This window comes from Pseudomonas sp. BNK-44-b (assembly GCF_047456245.1).
Taxonomy (GTDB): domain Bacteria; phylum Pseudomonadota; class Gammaproteobacteria; order Pseudomonadales; family Pseudomonadaceae; genus Aquipseudomonas; species Aquipseudomonas machongensis.
Genome location: NZ_CP179908.1, coordinates 2,864,710 through 2,879,631, shown reverse-complemented (window position 1 = coordinate 2,879,631; position 14,922 = coordinate 2,864,710). Strand labels below are relative to the sequence as shown.

The window sequence follows — 14,922 nt, the reverse complement described above, 5'->3', positions numbered from 1 at the left end:
TTCAGCGGCGCGTCGCGCCCTGGGCCTCCTTGGCATTGAGAATGGCGGTGTACTCGCCGGGATCCGCGCCATTGAGGTAGTAATTGCCGACGTTGTGCAGGCGCCAGCGGATCGGATCGTGAGTGGTGTGCACCCGCGCGTTGCGCCAGAAGCGATCGAGGTTCCACTTGCTCAGGCTGGCGCTGGCACCCAGCAGCGAGAACAGGTCGCTGGCGATTTTCAGCGAGGCGCTGTCGGCATGGGCGCGGGCGGTGGCCACCGAGAGGATCAGTTCGTCCTGCAACGCCTTGTTCTCCGGGTCGCGCTCGTGTTCGTCGAACACCCGTGCAGCATCGCGCAGCACCGACTCTGCCCCGCGCAGGGCCACGGCGTATTCGCCAATCTGGCGGATCACATGGGGCTCGTCACTGGCCCGTTCGACGCCGCTTTCAACCCAGGCCCGGGCATGCTCGCGCAGGTAGGCGGTGGCCGCCTGCAGCGCGCCGGCGGCGATGCCGGTGTCGATGGCCGCGTGGAGGATCTGCGGGAAGGTCAGGCCGGTGCGCTTCATCGGCCCGTTACGGCGCGAGAGATAGCGCTCGTCGAGGACGATGTCTTCGAAGTTGACGGTGCCGCTGACCGAGTTCTGCTGACCGAAGGCGTCCCAATCGTCGATCAGTGTCAGGCCTGGCGTATCGCGCTGCAGCAGCACGCCGACGCCGCCGTCGTCGCTGGCGGCGGTCAGCGAGATCCACTCGGCCAGGTAGGCGCCGGTGGAGTAGAACTTGCTGCCGTTGAGCACCAGCTTGCCGTCCGCGCGGCGCTCGACGCGGGTCTTGAGGGCGAACTTGTTCTTGCCGCCGACCTCGGCCAGGGCATTGCCCAGGCGCTTTCCAGCCAGCAGGTCGGCGACCAGGCGATCGCGTACTTCATCCGGATAGCCGCTGACGACGCCGCGCAGCATGACGTTGTGAATCTGCAGCAATTGGCCCACGCCACCGTCGGCGACCGAGATCAGGCGCACGGTTTCGACAAGGGTGGCGACGGAGGCACCGAGCCCGCCGAGTGCCGCAGGCACGCCGATGGCGGTGAGGCCGCTGCTGGACAGCAGCTCAGCCTGGCGGCGAGGGAGTTGGCCGTTGTTGCGTGGGTCGGCAGCGATGGCGGCGATTTCCTCGGCGACCTGGCGGGCGACTTCGATGGCCTCGGTTTCGCTGGTGAGGCGGCGGTGGGTGGGCGTTGTCATGGGGTTTCCTCGATGGGGGTCTGGGGGGCCGCTGCGCAGCCCATCGCGGGACAAGCCCGCTCCCACAGGTACGGCGCCGCTTCCAATGACGCCGGGGGTTCCTGTGGGAGCGGGCTTGTCCCGCGATGGGTCGCGCAGCGGCCCCACGCTCTGCCAGACCTAGAGCAACTTCTTTGCCACACCGCCGAAACCCTTGCGGCACAAGGCTTACAGCGCTACTCACAACGTCGATTGCTGCCCCAGCAACACCCCCATCCCGGCCACTGCTGATCTGGCAGCAGCCACCCCGCAATCCTGCCCGCCAATCAGCACTCGTCCCCCCGAAGCCTTGGCCTGGGCCCCGTGATTCGGGGCCTGCAGCCGTTGGCACGGGCGCTGCAATAGCGCTGTCACGACCCTCAAGGAGCGACCCCATGACCCTCGCCACTGCCCCTGTACTGCCAGCCGCCGACACGCGTCTGGAGCGCATCTGGTTCACGCGCTGCCCCGTCCCGACCGCTTCGGGTATCGCCTACAAGCTCGGCTGGCTAAACGAAGAATTCGCCGCCGACGGCCTGCCGGTGGAAACCCTTCAGGAGGCCCGTCAGCTCGGCCAGCATCACTATGATCACCAACTCCCCGGGCTGTTTCGCGAAGGCGGCAACCTGCCGGCGCTGGCGGCCCGTGCTGCCGGTGCACCGAGCCGGCTGATCGGCCTGACCTGGATCGAGGAATGGCAGACCATCCTGGTACGCCCCGACTCGGGCATTCGCAGTGCCGCCGACCTGCGCGGCAAGCGCCTGGCACTGCCGGCCTGGGGCGACAACCGCCCCGGCAGCATCGCTCGGGCCATGAGCCTGCATGGCTACAAGGGGGCCCTGGCCTCGGCCGGCCTGAGCCTGGACGACGTGCACCTCAAAGAGGTGGCGCTGCTCGACCAGACTCGGGCCGAAACTCCGCAATTGGGCCTGCAGCGCCTGTGGTCGGGCCTTGATTACCTGGCCCGCGGCGAGGTGGATGCGGTGTACGTCAAGGGCGCAGCCGCCGCCGATGCCGCGCGGCGCCTGGGCCTGGTGGTCGGTGTCGACCTCGACGCACTGCCTGATCCGCGCCACCGCATCAACAACGGCACGCCAAGGCCGATCACCGTGCACCAGAGCCTGCTCGACGATCACTTCGATCTGGTGGTGCGCTTTCTCGCTCAGACCCTGCGTGCCGCCCAATGGGCTGCAGGCAACCGCGATGCGCTCAACGCCATTCTCGAGGAGGAAACCCGCGCCGGCAGCCAGGGCGTGGCCGAGGCGTACCGCGGCGATTTCCACACCACCCTGGCGCCGGACCTCTCGGCGCAACGCCTGGACTACCTGGACGTGCAGAAGACCTTTCTCAACCTGCATGGCTTCCTCGAGCGCGACTTCGACCTCGCCGACTGGGTCGACCATCGCCCCCTGCAAGCTGCCCATGAATTGCTGGCCCAGCGCCGCGCCTGATACCGGAGACCTGAGATGACCGTACTGATCAACGAGCAAATCGACCTGGACACCTTCGTCGACCAAGTGGTGGCCGAGGCCGAAGCGGCCTTCACCGTGTTCCGTGAAACCCACACCATCACCGCCAATGGCACCGTCGGCTTCATCGAGCGGGTGCCTGGCCAGGAGCTGCTGGTATCGGTGAACTATGGCGGGCCGTGGAAGCGCCACCAGCCGCTGCAGGCCAGTGTCAGCGACTTCGCCGGCAATGTGGTGCGCGGCAAGGCGAAGGGCGGGCTGGGCCGCTACACCAAGCTGTTCCAGACCCACGCCGATGTCACCTCCGTGTCCCATGTGCACAGCCCCTACCTCGGCGCCTGGGCCCAGACCCACCGCACCTTGCCGTTCCACTACGTGCCGGTGCAGCGCTACCAGTTGGCCCGCGAGCTGCCGGTCTACATCGACCGACGCCAGGCCGAGGTGGACTTCATCCTCGACAAGATCGCCGAGAACCCCTTCAACCTGGCGATCCTGGAGGCCAACGGCGGCGCTACGGTATGGGGCAAGCAGGGCCTGCGCGCCACCGCCGAGTTCATCCTGCTGCTGGAGGAGGGCGCGCAGATCCAGTTGCTGGCCGACGCGCTCGGTGGCTCGCGCCCCTATGGGCCAGGGGTGCTGACCCAGCAATGGAAGATGAGCGGCCTGTACGAGCGCGCCACCGAGCTGGGCCTGGTGCCGGGCATCGACCGTCGCAACTGAGCCGTTCAATTTCTCGCAAGGAGCACGCCCATGGCGGTCAAGATCCTCTGGTACCTCACCACCCCCGACGGCCCCTATCCCTGGGAGCCCCAGGGGCGCTGGAACACCGATTTCCAGCACCTCAAGCAACTGGCCGTGGCGGCCGACCGCCTTGGCTACTATGGCGCGCTGCTGGGCTCGAGCCCGAACGAAAGCCTGGCGGTGTCGGCCGCGCTGATCGATGCCACCGAGCGCTTGCGTTTCCTGGTGGCCCAGCACCCCGGCGAGCTGTCGCCTGCGGTGCTGGCCAAGTGGGCGCTGACCTTCGACCAGTTCTCCAATGGCCGACTGCTGTTCAATGTGGTCAACGGCAACGATGCGGGCCTGGCGACCTTGGGCGTGCATTACCCGCACGATGAGCGCTACGACTTCAGCCTGGAGTACTGGCGCGCGTTCCAAGGTTTCTATGCAGGCGAAACGGCAGGCTACCAAGGGCGTTACGTCCAGCTCTCGCCGCGCTCGCCGGCAGCGGCCAGCCACCCGTTGGGCGGCTGGCACCCACCCAAGCAGAAACCGGGCATCCCGCTGTGGGGCGCTGGCACCTCGGCGCCGGGGGTGGCCCATTCGGTGCAATTGCTCGACGTCTACCTGAGCTTTGCCGATACCCCGCAACGATTGGGGGACAAGTTCCGCCGCGTCGCCGCCGAAGCGGCGAAGATCGGCCGCGAACTCACTTATGGCACGCGCCTGCAAGTGATCGTGCGCGAAACCGAGGAAGAGGCCTGGGCCCACGCCGAACGCCTGCTGCAACGCACGTCGCTGGCCACCGCGCGGGCCTCCATCGAGCGCCAGCTACCGCCGGGGCAGACCCTGGAAAGCTTCATCAGTGACGACCCACGCATCCAGCGCAACCTCGACAGCATTCGTGCCGGGCGCCTGCCGAGCGCGCGGGAGCTGGAGATTCATCCCAACGTCTGGCTCGGCCCGAGTCTGTTCGGCTTCAACATTCTTGGCCCAGCGGCCGGCACGTACCTGGTGGGCAGCGCCGAGCAGGTCGCCGAGCGTATCCGCGAGTACGAGGCGCACGGCACATCGGCCTTCATCCTTTCCGGCTTCCCGCTGATCGATGAAGCGCAGCGGGTCGCCGACCTGCTGTTCCCGTTGCTGGACCTGGACCACGGCTTCGAAGTGCCGCGCCTGGGCGCCGCACGCCAGGCGCCGGTGGCGCAACCGGCATGAGGACCGAGCGATGACTGAGTTTTCCCGCCGGGTCTTTCTCGGCCACAGCCTGGCGGTCGGTGGTGGCCTGTTGCTTGGCGGCAGCCTGCTCGGTGGTTGCGATGCCGGCCAGCCAGCGGCGGTCGGTGGTGCACTGCCGGGGACGCCGGTACGCGGCGGTCGCCTGCGGGTCGGGATCATCGACGGTGACCAGGCAGGCAACCTCGACGCCCACAAGCCGGTGGGCGGCGGAATCATTCGCGGCTGGGCGCTCTATGCCAAGTTCTGGGAATGGAACCCCGATGTCAGCACGCGCCTGGCCCTGGCCGAGTTCGCCGAGCCCAACCGCGATGCCAGTGTCTGGACCATCCGCCTGAAGCCGGGGCTGGAGTTCCACCACGGCAAGAGCATCACCGCCGACGACATGCTGTTCTCGATCCTGCGCCTGACCGACCCGAAGCTGGCCTCGCCCTATGCCGGGCTGGTCGGTGCCATCGACCGCGATGCCCTGCGCAAGGTCGACGATCGCACCCTTGAAATCCGTTTCAAGGGCGGCCAGAGCTTCTACCCGCTGGATGAAACCCTGATCAGCTTTGGCGGCATCGTGCCCACCGACTATCACCCGGTCACCAACCCGGTGGGCGCCGGGCCCTATCGGCTCAAGAGCTTCATCCCCGGGCAACGCTCGCTCTACACCCGCTTCGAGAACTACTACAAGCCCGAGCGCCCCTACACCGATGAACTGGAGATCATCGAATTCAAGGACCAGGTCTCGCGCGCCGCCGCGCTGCGCGCCGGGCAGATCGACGTCGCCAGCGGCGTGCAGGCCGAACACAGTGCATTGCTCAAGGCCGACCCGCGCCTGCGCCTGTATGTGTCGCCCACCACCTCGTTCAGTGGCTTCAACCTGAACCTGGCCAAGGCGCCGTTGCAGGATGTGCGCGTGCGCCAGGCTCTGCGCTTGCTCGCCGATCGTCAGGAACTGGTGGCCCGTGGGCTCAACGGCTTCGGTCGGGTGGCCAACGATCTGTATGCGCCGCACGATCCTACCTACAACCATGACCTGCCCCAGCGCCCTTACGATCTGGATCAGGCCCGCGCACTGCTGCGCCAGGCCGGCCACAGCGACCTGCGCCTTGAGCTGACCACGCCTGCAGGCTCCGGGGTGAATGCCGCCTTGGTGTTCGCGCAGCAGGCGCAGAAGGCGGGTGTTCAGGTCAAGGTCACCCAGGTCGATGGCTCGGTATTCAATGGGCCGCAGCGCGAGCACTGGCAACTGTCGCCAGGCTCGACGCCAGCGCGCGGTTTTCTGGCCTCGGCGCTGCACAACGATGCGCCGCAGGCGATCTACAACCGCAGCAACTTCCACGATCCGCGCTTCAGCGAACTGTTCGGGCAGGCCTTGGCCCAGCCCGACCTTGCCCGACGCAAGGCCCTGGTCCACGAGGCCCAGGCGATCCAGCACGCGCGCGGTGGCCTGCTGATCTGGGGCTTCAGTGATGTGCTCGATGCCGCCAGCGCACAGGTCGGCGGGCTCACTCCGGAGCAGACCACCTTCGCCTCCTGGCGCTTCGACGAGTTGTGGTTGAACCATGCCTGATCCTCATCACTGCACACCGCGCACGCCGGCCTGGCTGTCGTGGTTCATCGGCCGCCTGGGCTACGGCCTGCTCACCGCCTGGGTCATCAGCCTGGTGGTGTTCATTGCCACCCAGGCGCTGCCCTCGGACCCGGCGCGGGTGATCCTCGGCCCGGACGCGCCACTGGAAAGCATCCTCACCCTGCAGCGGCAACTGGGGCTGGACCAGCCGATCCTGGTGCAATACCTGCGCTGGCTCGGCGCCGCGCTACGCGGCGACCTGGGCATTTCGCTGGATTCCCAGGTGCCGGTGGCCGACCTGTTGTTCGGCCGCCTCGGCCACACCCTGGCGCTGTTGGCCGGTGTGCTCGCGCTGGTGGTGCCGCTGGCGCTGCTGCTGGGCGTGGCCCTGGCGCTGCGGCGCGACAGCCGCCTGGACCGCTTCGGCCTGTCGGCGCTGATCCTGTTCAAGGCCACGCCCGGGTTTCTCCTGGCCATCGGCCTGGTGCTGCTGTTCTCCATGCCCGGCATGGGCTGGCTGCCGGCAGTGTCGATCCTCGATCCGCAGCGGCCATTGTGGGTGCAACTGCAGTACCTGGTGCTGCCGGTCATTGCCCTGGGGCTTTCGGCCTTGCCCTACCTGACACGCATGGTGCGTGCCGCGATGATCGAAGCGCTGGAGTCGGACTATGTGATCGCTGCGCGCCTGCGCGGCATTCCCGAGCGGCGCATCGTCTGGCGGCATACCTTGCCCAACGCGCTGACCCCAGCGATCCAGGGCGTGGCCCTGACCCTGCGCACCTTGGTTGGCGGTGCGCTGCTGGCCGAGGTGATCTTCAGCTATCCCGGTATCGGCACGGCACTCAATGCGGCGATCCAGATGCGCGACCTGCCGATGATCCAGGGCATCGTCCTGGTCATCACCTTGGCGGTGGTGCTGATCAACCTGCTCGCGGACCTCCTCACCGTGCTGCTGACCCCCAAGCTGCGCACCGCGCGCCGGGTGCGGATGATCCGGCGCAACCGCCGCGGCATCCTGCCCTGGTGGCGCCGCTCGCGCAGCGTACCTGCCCAGGAGGCGAACCATGATTGATACCCCTTGGCATGCCGATCGGCAGATCCGCCGTGGTGCCTTCATCACTTTGCTGGTGGCCGGGTTGGCGCTGCTGGGCCCCTGGCTCGCACCGCATGCACCGACGGCCATGGTCGGTCCGGTGTACGGCCCACCGGCGGCCGGTGCGCCGCTGGGCCATGATTTTCTGGGGCATGACCTGCTCTCGCGGCTGCTCAGCGGCGGGCTGTCGGTCCTGTGGATGTCAGTGGCGGCTGCGACCCTCGCGCTGCTGGCTGGTGGCAGCCTGGGCTTGCTGGCGGGTTTTTCACGGCGACGCCTGGACCAGGCGATCAGTTGGGCGGCGGATGTTTCGCTGGCATTTCCCGACCTGATCCTGGTGCTGCTGATCGTGTCGATGCTGGGGCGTGCGCCTTGGCTGATCGTGCTCACTGTGGCCATCGCCTTCACCCCTGGGGTGATCCGCCTGGCGCGCGGCAGCGCGGTGGCGGTGGCCGGGCAGGAGTTCGTCGAGGCGGCGCAGATGATGGGCTATTCGCGCTGGCGCATCCTGTTCAGGGAGATCCTGCCGAACATTCTCACGCCGCTGCTGGTGCATTTCGGCAACATGCTGACCTGGGCCGTGGGCATGCTCTCGGGCCTGGGTTTTCTCGGATACGGGGTGGCACCGCCGGCCGCCGACTGGGGCCTGATGATCAACGAGAACCAGGCCGGCCTGCTGGTGCAGCCCTGGGCCGTGCTGGCCCCGGCGTTGCTGATCGGCGTGTTCGCCTATGGCACCAACATCCTGGCCGAAGGCATTGGTCGCGCCAGTGCGCGGATCGGGGAGAAACAACCATGAATGCGGTCGTGCAGAGCGTCGCCGAAGTGCTGCGGGTCAGCGACCTGCGGGTGGAACTGGCCGGCCGGGTGGAGGTGCTGTCGGGCGTGTCGTTCAGCCTGGCAGCAGGGGAGATCGTCGGGCTGGTCGGCGAATCCGGTTCGGGCAAGACCACCCTGGCGACGGCCTTGCTGCGTCATGCCCGCCAGGGCGCGCGGATCGTTGCCGGGCGTGTCGAGGTCTCCGGTCACTCGCTGCTGGAGCTCGAAGGCGAGGCATTGCGCCTGGCTCGTGGTGGGCTGGTCGGCTATGTTGCCCAGGACCCGGCCACGGCCTTGAACCCGGCGCTGCGCATCGGTGCGCTGCTACGCGAAACCGTGCTGGCCCATCAGCCGCGCCTGGCCCGCGAGGCCCTGCAACAGCGCATCGCCACGACGCTCGAGGAGGTCGGGCTGCCGTCTGACGCCGGATTCCTGCGCCGTTTCCCGCATCAGTTGTCCGGCGGGCAGCAACAACGGGTGATGCTGGCCCTGGCGTTCGTCCTGCGGCCGCGCTTGATCGTGCTCGACGAGCCGACCACGGCGCTGGACGTCACTACCCAGGCCCATGTGCTCGGCACCCTCAAAGACCTGTGCCGCAGCCACGGCGTGGCGGCGCTGTACGTCACCCATGACCTGGCCGTGGTGCGCGACCTGGTGGACCGGGTGATGGTCATGTATGCCGGGCGCCTGGTCGAGATCGCCGCGCGCGAGGCGTTGTTCGCCGCGCCAGCCCATCCCTATACGCGAGCGTTGCTCGGGGCGATCCCGGATGTTGCCCGGCGTCAGCCGCTGCAAGCCATCGGCGGTCATGCCCCGGCACCCGGACAGAGGCCCGAGGGTTGTGCCTTCGCGCCCCGTTGTGCACGGCGGCAGGCGCAATGCAGGGTGCTGGAGCCCGCGCTGGTGCGCCTGGGCCGCGAGCAGCAGGTGGCCTGCCTGGTGCCGCATCAAGAGCCGCTGGTATTGATCGATAGCGCGGCGGGTGAGGGGCACCTCGAAGCGCTCACTGCGACGCCGCTGCTCGAGGTACAGGGTCTGGACGTGGCCTACGACCGCCAGGTGCTGTTCGACGTTGCGCTGCAGGTGGGGCAGGGCGAGTGCCTGGCGTTGGTCGGTGAGTCCGGCTCGGGCAAGACCAGCCTGGCGCGGGCCATTGCCGGGCTTGGCGAGAACGTGCAGGGGCACCTGCGCTACGCCGGGCAGCCCCTGCCCTTTGCCGCCCGCCAGCGTGATGCCGGGTTGCGCCATCAGATCCAGTACATCTTCCAGAACCCCTACCGGGCGTTGAATCCTCGGCAGACGGTGTTGCAGACCCTGAGCGCGCCGTTGGCGCATTTTTTCGGTATTCGCGGCGACGAGGCCAGGCGTCGGGTCGAAGCGGTGCTCGAGCGGGTATCGCTGCCGGCACGGGTGGCTGGCCTGTATCCGCACAGCCTTTCGGGCGGCGAGCGCCAGCGCGTGGCGATTGCCCGGGCGCTGGTGTGCGAACCTCGGCTGCTGGTGTGCGACGAGATCACTTCGGCACTGGATGTGTCGGTACAGGCGTCGATCCTGGCGCTGCTGCGGCGTTTGCAGGGCGAGGGGCTGACCGTGCTGTTCGTCACCCACGACCTTGGGGTGGTGCGTGCGATTGCCGACCGGGTGCTGGTGTTGAATCGGGGCAGGGTGGTGGAGCAGGGCGCAGTGGACGCGGTGTTCGAGCGACCTCAGCAGGGGTACACCCAGACATTGCTCGCACATTCGCCGCGCTTGCACCTGTGACCTGCCGCGGTACCGGCGCACCTCTGTCGTAGCGACTTCAGGAAAAAATCATCAAGCGCGGAATTATTTAGTGTCCATTTGTATCTGACCCCATAGGGCCCGTTGCCACTATTGCTTTGGCAGCGTGGTCGAAAACTGTTCGCCCGCCCGATCTGCCCCGGGGACAGCGGATTGTCACGACAGGTCAGCTACAGAGTAAGCACTTATGAAATCACGCAAGAGAGTCAAGCCGATCGGCTTGAAAGACATCACCATCGTCGACGACGCCAAGATGCGCAAGGCGATCACTGCCGCAGCGCTCGGCAACGCCATGGAGTGGTTCGACTTCGGCGTCTACGGCTTCGTCGCCTATGCCTTGGGCAAGGTGTTCTTCCCCAACGCCTCGCCCAGCGTGCAGATGATCGCGGCACTGGCAACCTTCTCGGTCCCTTTCCTGATCCGTCCGCTGGGGGGGCTGTTCTTCGGTGCCCTGGGTGACCGCTATGGCCGCCAGAAAGTCCTGGCGGCGACCATCGTCATCATGTCGCTGAGCACCTTCGCCATCGGCCTGATACCGTCCTATGCCTCGATCGGCATCTGGGCGCCGATCCTGCTGTTGCTGGCCAAGATGGCCCAGGGCTTCTCGGTCGGCGGCGAATACACCGGTGCCTCGATCTTCGTCGCCGAATACGCCCCTGACCGCAAGCGCGGCTTCCTCGGCAGTTGGCTGGACTTCGGCTCGATCGCAGGCTTCGTGCTCGGTGCCGGCATGGTGGTGATGATCTCGGCCATCGTCGGCGAGGAGCAATTCCTCGACTGGGGCTGGCGCCTGCCGTTCCTCGTCGCGTTGCCGCTGGGCATCATCGGCCTTTACCTGCGCCACGCCCTGGAGGAGACGCCAGCCTTCCAGCAGCATGTCGACAAGCTCGAGCAGGGTGATCGCGAAGGCCTGGCCTCGGGGCCGAAGGTGTCGTTCAAGGAGGTCGCCACCAAGCACTGGCGCAGCCTGCTGACCTGCATCGGTGTGGTGATCGCGACCAACGTCACCTACTACATGCTGCTCACCTACATGCCCAGCTACCTGTCGCACAACCTGCACTACAGCGAAGACCACGGCGTGCTGATCATCATCGCGATCATGGTCGGCATGCTGTTCGTGCAGCCGGTGATCGGCTTCCTCAGCGACAAAGTCGGGCGTCGCCCGTTCATCGTGGTGGGCAGCGTCGGCCTGTTCGTCCTGGCGATCCCGGCGTTCATGCTGATCAACAGCGGCAGCCTCGGGGTAATCTTTGCCGGGCTGCTGATCCTGGCGGTGCTGCTGAACTTCTTCATTGGCGTGATGGCCTCGACCCTGCCGGCGATGTTCCCCACTCACATCCGCTACAGCGCCCTGGCCAGCGCCTTCAACATCTCGGTGCTGATCGCCGGCCTCACCCCGACCATCGCCGCCTGGTTGGTGGAAAGCACCGACAACCTGTACATGCCGGCCTACTACCTGATGGTCATCGCCGTGATCGGCCTGCTCACCGGGCTGACCATGAAAGAGACCGCCAACAAGCCCCTGCGCGGAGCGGCGCCTGCGGCCTCGGACCTGGAAGAAGCCAAGGAACTGCTGCAGGAGCACCACGACACCATCGAGCAGAAGATCGAGGACATCGACGAGCAGATCGCCGAGCTCGAGGCCAAGCGCAAAGTGTTGGTGCAGCAGCATCCGCGGATCGAATGAGTCAGGAAGTGATGATGGCAAAATGATGCAACCCCCTCGGGAGTGAACCAACTTTCCGGCTCCACTATGGACAGTGAGTCGGAACCATGGAACCCAACGTCACCCCGCAATCCCTCCTTGCAGCGGCGCAGGACACTGCGTCGCTACCCACCTTCAGCAGTTCTGCCACGCACACGGCGGCCCAGGACCTGGCCCACTGGCAGTTGATCGCCAGCGTGCTGTTCGATGTCGGTGCCCGCACACCCACGCCTTTTTGCACGTCCCTGACGGTCTACCACTTCAGCCGCTTTCTGTTCTGCAGCGGCCATCTGGACGCTGCCCGTTATCGACGCGATACCACGCGCCTGAGTTGGTGCGACCTCGATCACTACCTGCTGCACCTGCCACTGCAGCGCGGTCTGGCCTGTGCCAACGGCCTGCGGGTACGTCCGTGGGACGTGGTGTTGCTCGACCTGGCGCAACCGGCCACGTTCAGCATGGCGGCCAGCGAAGGAATCAGCCTGCTCATGCCGCGCACGGCACTGTCGCTGCTGTTGTTCGACGCTGGCCAGTTGCATGGCCTGGTGCTACGTCGGGAGACGGCCGCGGGCATGTTGCTGGCCCGCCTGCTGTCGTCGTTGGCGGCCACCGCGCCGCACCTGGGCATGGATGAAGCACTGCGTCTGGCGTTGCCGTTGCTGGGGATGGTCGCGGCCTGCCTGACCAAGGCCATGGCTGGCCAGGCGCAGGCTCAGGTCGCAGGCCAGTCTGACCTGGGGCGCCGTGTGCGCCTGCACATCGAGCGCAACCTGCACCGTGAAGACCTCACCCCGGCGGTACTGGCCAAGGAGGTCGGCACCTCGCGTAGCCAGTTGTATCGCTCTTTCGAGCGCTTCGGCGGCGTGCGCCACTACCTGCTGCAACGCCGCCTGCGCCGCTGCCTGTTCGCCTTGTGCGACAGCACCAACGCCGGCCGGCGCATCGGCGACCTGGCCTACGACCATGGCTTTGTCGACGAAACCCATTTCAGTCGCCTGTTCCGCAAGGCGTTCGGTCTCTCGCCGCGGGCTGCCCGTGCGGCGCTGAACAATGGCGGGGTCTCTGGATTCTGTTGCCTGGTGCCGGACAACGGCGAGCGGCCTGTGCTCGATCACTGGGTCAGGGAACTGATCCATGGCTGAGTGCGCGGCCGGATGAACCTGGGACGCACATCCAGGTTTTCGGGACGCCGATACCGGGACGGCGCGTGTCCCTGGCCATAACCTGAGCTCACCAACCACAACAGGTGTCAGCCGCTGATGGCCCGTTCCCGTGACGGCCCGCGCCCGGCACCGACAATCGACAAGGAGCGTCTGTCGTGGCGAACCACTCCCTTCATCACCTGATCCAGAGCATTGCCGGTGCCGTGGCCGAGGCCCAGGACAAGATCCAGCGCTTCCAGATGGCGACCGTGCGCCAGTACTTCGATGACGACAACCGTCCGGTCAGCGTCGATGTGCGCCTGCCGCTGCAGTCGCCCGACGCCAAGGACGGCGAGGAACGCCTGGTCCGGGTGCCCCTGCTGTCGCTGGTCGGCTCGCGCTTGCTGACCGTCAAGGACATGCAGATCGACTTCGAGGTCGGCCTGCATGCCGATCACCGTGAACCGAGTGCGGCACAGGCCGGTGATGTCGACCCCGACTCGCCATGGCCGACCGATACACACACGCCTTTGAACGTCGATATGGGCGTTCGCCGAAATGGTGAAAGCGGGCCAGTGGCGCGCGTCACCCTCAGAGTCGAAACCCAGCCCTCGTCCGAGGGCATGGCGCGACTGATCCACAACCTCGATAAATTGATCTAGGAGAGACGTCATGTCTGACTTTGTAATGGGTAACCAATTCCGCGGCCTGCCGATGGCAGACCTGATCGGTGCCCCCCTGAGCGCCGCCTGCGACGCTCAGGTCCGTCTGGCCAATGCCACCGCGAACTTCATCAAGGTGATTGGCTTCCTGCCCCCGGCCGACCCGGCCAACGCCGGCCCCAACGATGTCGGCGACATCCGCAACGTGTCGTTCCGCTACGACCGTTCGGCACCGACCGAAGACGATCCGGCCGCCATCGAGAAAGTCGAGCTGCAGCTGCCGCTGCTGGCGGTGGTGAAGGTGCCCAACCTTGCAATCAACAAGGTGGACATCAGCTTCGACATGGAGGTACGCAACTCCGAGCAGTCACGCGACACCGAAGACCGCTCCGGCAGCTTCTCCGCCGAAGCCAAGCTGGGCTGGGGACCGTTCAGCGCCAAGGTCAACGTGTCCGGTTCGGTGGCCTCGCACAAGGAGAACACCCGTTCCACCGACCAGTCGGCGAAGTACCACGTCGAGGTTCATGCCGTCGACGATGGCATGCCTGAAGGCCTGGCACGGGTGATGGACATCATCGCCCAGTCGGTCACGCCCAAGATCGCCGCGTGACGCGCGGATGTCCTGAGCGACACGCTGGCGAGGGAGAGGCCTGATCCGCAGGCCGACGCTGGCAACCCGTTTTTCCGGAGAGGGAATGCCGTGATGTTTGATTTGACGGATGTTGGATATGTGAAGCGCATCGTGGTCGGCAGTCTCGATCCGGAAAAACTGACCCCGGAGGAGGCGGTCGAGGCACAGGCCGCATTGCTCAACCGCTGCCTGAGCGGCACGCCGCGCGGGCGGGTGCTGGGCATCGAGAAGAGTTTCAAGCTGCTCAACATCGGCGAGCACCAGGTCGTGCTGCAGGCGTTGACCTACCACGTCGGTTTCGCCCGCAGGCCCTACTGGCTGACGGACGAAGCAGAGCAATCGTGATGGATAGCCTGGAACAGTTCGTGATGTCGCTGGGGGCCGAGATGCAGCGTGCGCAGCAAGCCTGCGACCGTCTATGGCCAGGCACCCAGGTGGCTTCGTTGAACGTGGTGGTGGACGCCACGGTGGAGCCGGTCGGGGAAGGTCTGGCGTTGCGTGTCGGCGGTACGCCCGCACGTGGACAGGGCAGCCATGCGTTGAGCATCGAGGTGCCGGGCTATGGCAACGAGGCCATCGTCGTGCGCGTGGACGGCGAGTTGTTGGGTATCTACAGGAGGCCAGGCGATGAGCAGGCGCAATGACCGTTCGATGCTGTTGGTTCTATCCCAGGAGGAGGGCAGTGCCTTGAAATCAATCATCGATCTGCAGTCGGTTCGCAACCGCAGGATGTCCGGCCCCCGGCGACTGGTGATCGGTATCGGTGCCAGCTTGCTGGTTGCGCTGATGGCGCTGGGCCTGGTGCGCCCGGAACTGGCGATCGCCATCGCCGAATGGGCGGGCTTGCTGTTGGCGTTCTGAA

The 14,922-nt window shown here is 66.5% G+C and carries 15 protein-coding genes; 14 read left to right on the top strand and 1 reads right to left on the bottom strand.

The features are described 5' to 3' along the window. Position 1: 1 nt before the first annotated feature. Positions 2-1,225, bottom strand: coding sequence for an acyl-CoA dehydrogenase family protein (locus ACMGGG_RS13000; protein ID WP_054891488.1), 1,224 nt, complete (start codon positions 1,223-1,225; stop codon positions 2-4). A gap of 413 nt (positions 1,226-1,638) precedes the next feature. Between ACMGGG_RS13000 and ACMGGG_RS12995 the strand changes: the two genes are divergently transcribed. The 14 genes from ACMGGG_RS12995 to ACMGGG_RS12930 all read left to right on the top strand — a co-directional run bounded on the left by ACMGGG_RS12995 (position 1,639) and on the right by ACMGGG_RS12930 (position 14,921). Then, the gene (locus tag ACMGGG_RS12995) at positions 1,639-2,694 is read left to right on the top strand and encodes an ABC transporter substrate-binding protein (protein WP_414155622.1); all 1,056 of its coding nucleotides are present in this window, start codon (positions 1,639-1,641) and stop codon (positions 2,692-2,694) included. A 15-nt stretch (positions 2,695-2,709) separates the two neighbouring features. Next, on the top strand, positions 2,710-3,432 hold the full coding sequence (locus tag ACMGGG_RS12990; RefSeq protein ID WP_414155621.1) for a class II aldolase/adducin family protein: 723 nt from the start codon (positions 2,710-2,712) through the stop codon (positions 3,430-3,432). Positions 3,433-3,462: 30 nt separating this feature from the next. Further along, positions 3,463-4,650: an LLM class flavin-dependent oxidoreductase gene (locus ACMGGG_RS12985; RefSeq protein ID WP_414155620.1), complete on the top strand. Its 1,188-nt coding sequence runs from the start codon at positions 3,463-3,465 to the stop codon at positions 4,648-4,650. Positions 4,651-4,660: 10 nt separating this feature from the next. Next, a complete protein-coding gene (locus ACMGGG_RS12980) occupies positions 4,661-6,229 on the top strand; it encodes an ABC transporter substrate-binding protein (protein ID WP_414155619.1) in 1,569 nt (522 codons plus the stop codon). Beyond that, positions 6,222-7,301, top strand: a complete 1,080-nt coding sequence (locus ACMGGG_RS12975; protein ID WP_063545197.1) for an ABC transporter permease — start codon at positions 6,222-6,224, stop codon at positions 7,299-7,301. The genes ACMGGG_RS12980 and ACMGGG_RS12975 overlap by 8 nt, the downstream gene beginning before the upstream one ends. Further along, positions 7,294-8,121 (top strand): ABC transporter permease, encoded by an 828-nt coding sequence (locus ACMGGG_RS12970; RefSeq protein WP_063545196.1) that lies wholly within the window; start codon positions 7,294-7,296, stop codon positions 8,119-8,121. The genes ACMGGG_RS12975 and ACMGGG_RS12970 overlap by 8 nt, the downstream gene beginning before the upstream one ends. Then, positions 8,118-9,902, top strand: coding sequence for a dipeptide ABC transporter ATP-binding protein (locus tag ACMGGG_RS12965; RefSeq protein WP_414155618.1), 1,785 nt, complete (start codon positions 8,118-8,120; stop codon positions 9,900-9,902). The genes ACMGGG_RS12970 and ACMGGG_RS12965 overlap by 4 nt, the downstream gene beginning before the upstream one ends. A gap of 205 nt (positions 9,903-10,107) precedes the next feature. After that, positions 10,108-11,607 (top strand): glycine betaine/L-proline transporter ProP, encoded by a 1,500-nt coding sequence (proP, locus tag ACMGGG_RS12960; RefSeq protein ID WP_054891480.1) that lies wholly within the window; start codon positions 10,108-10,110, stop codon positions 11,605-11,607. Positions 11,608-11,693: 86 nt separating this feature from the next. Then, a complete protein-coding gene (locus ACMGGG_RS12955) occupies positions 11,694-12,767 on the top strand; it encodes a helix-turn-helix domain-containing protein (RefSeq protein WP_081255252.1) in 1,074 nt (357 codons plus the stop codon). Positions 12,768-12,943: 176 nt separating this feature from the next. Beyond that, positions 12,944-13,429, top strand: a complete 486-nt coding sequence (locus ACMGGG_RS12950; protein ID WP_063545194.1) for a DUF2589 domain-containing protein — start codon at positions 12,944-12,946, stop codon at positions 13,427-13,429. 10 nt (positions 13,430-13,439) lie between these two features. Beyond that, positions 13,440-14,039 carry a DUF2589 domain-containing protein gene (locus ACMGGG_RS12945; RefSeq protein ID WP_063545193.1) on the top strand — a complete coding sequence of 200 codons (600 nt, stop codon included), beginning with the start codon at positions 13,440-13,442 and terminating at the stop codon, positions 14,037-14,039. A 93-nt stretch (positions 14,040-14,132) separates the two neighbouring features. Continuing rightward, on the top strand, positions 14,133-14,405 hold the full coding sequence (locus ACMGGG_RS12940) for a hypothetical protein (protein WP_063545192.1): 273 nt from the start codon (positions 14,133-14,135) through the stop codon (positions 14,403-14,405). Further along, positions 14,405-14,704, top strand: coding sequence for a hypothetical protein (locus ACMGGG_RS12935; RefSeq protein WP_063545191.1), 300 nt, complete (start codon positions 14,405-14,407; stop codon positions 14,702-14,704). Before ACMGGG_RS12940 ends, ACMGGG_RS12935 begins: the two co-directional genes overlap by 1 nt. Beyond that, entirely contained in the window at positions 14,688-14,921 is a 234-nt protein-coding gene (locus tag ACMGGG_RS12930) for a hypothetical protein (protein WP_063545190.1), read from the top strand. The genes ACMGGG_RS12935 and ACMGGG_RS12930 overlap by 17 nt, the downstream gene beginning before the upstream one ends. The last annotated feature ends 1 nt before the right edge of the window (position 14,922 follow it).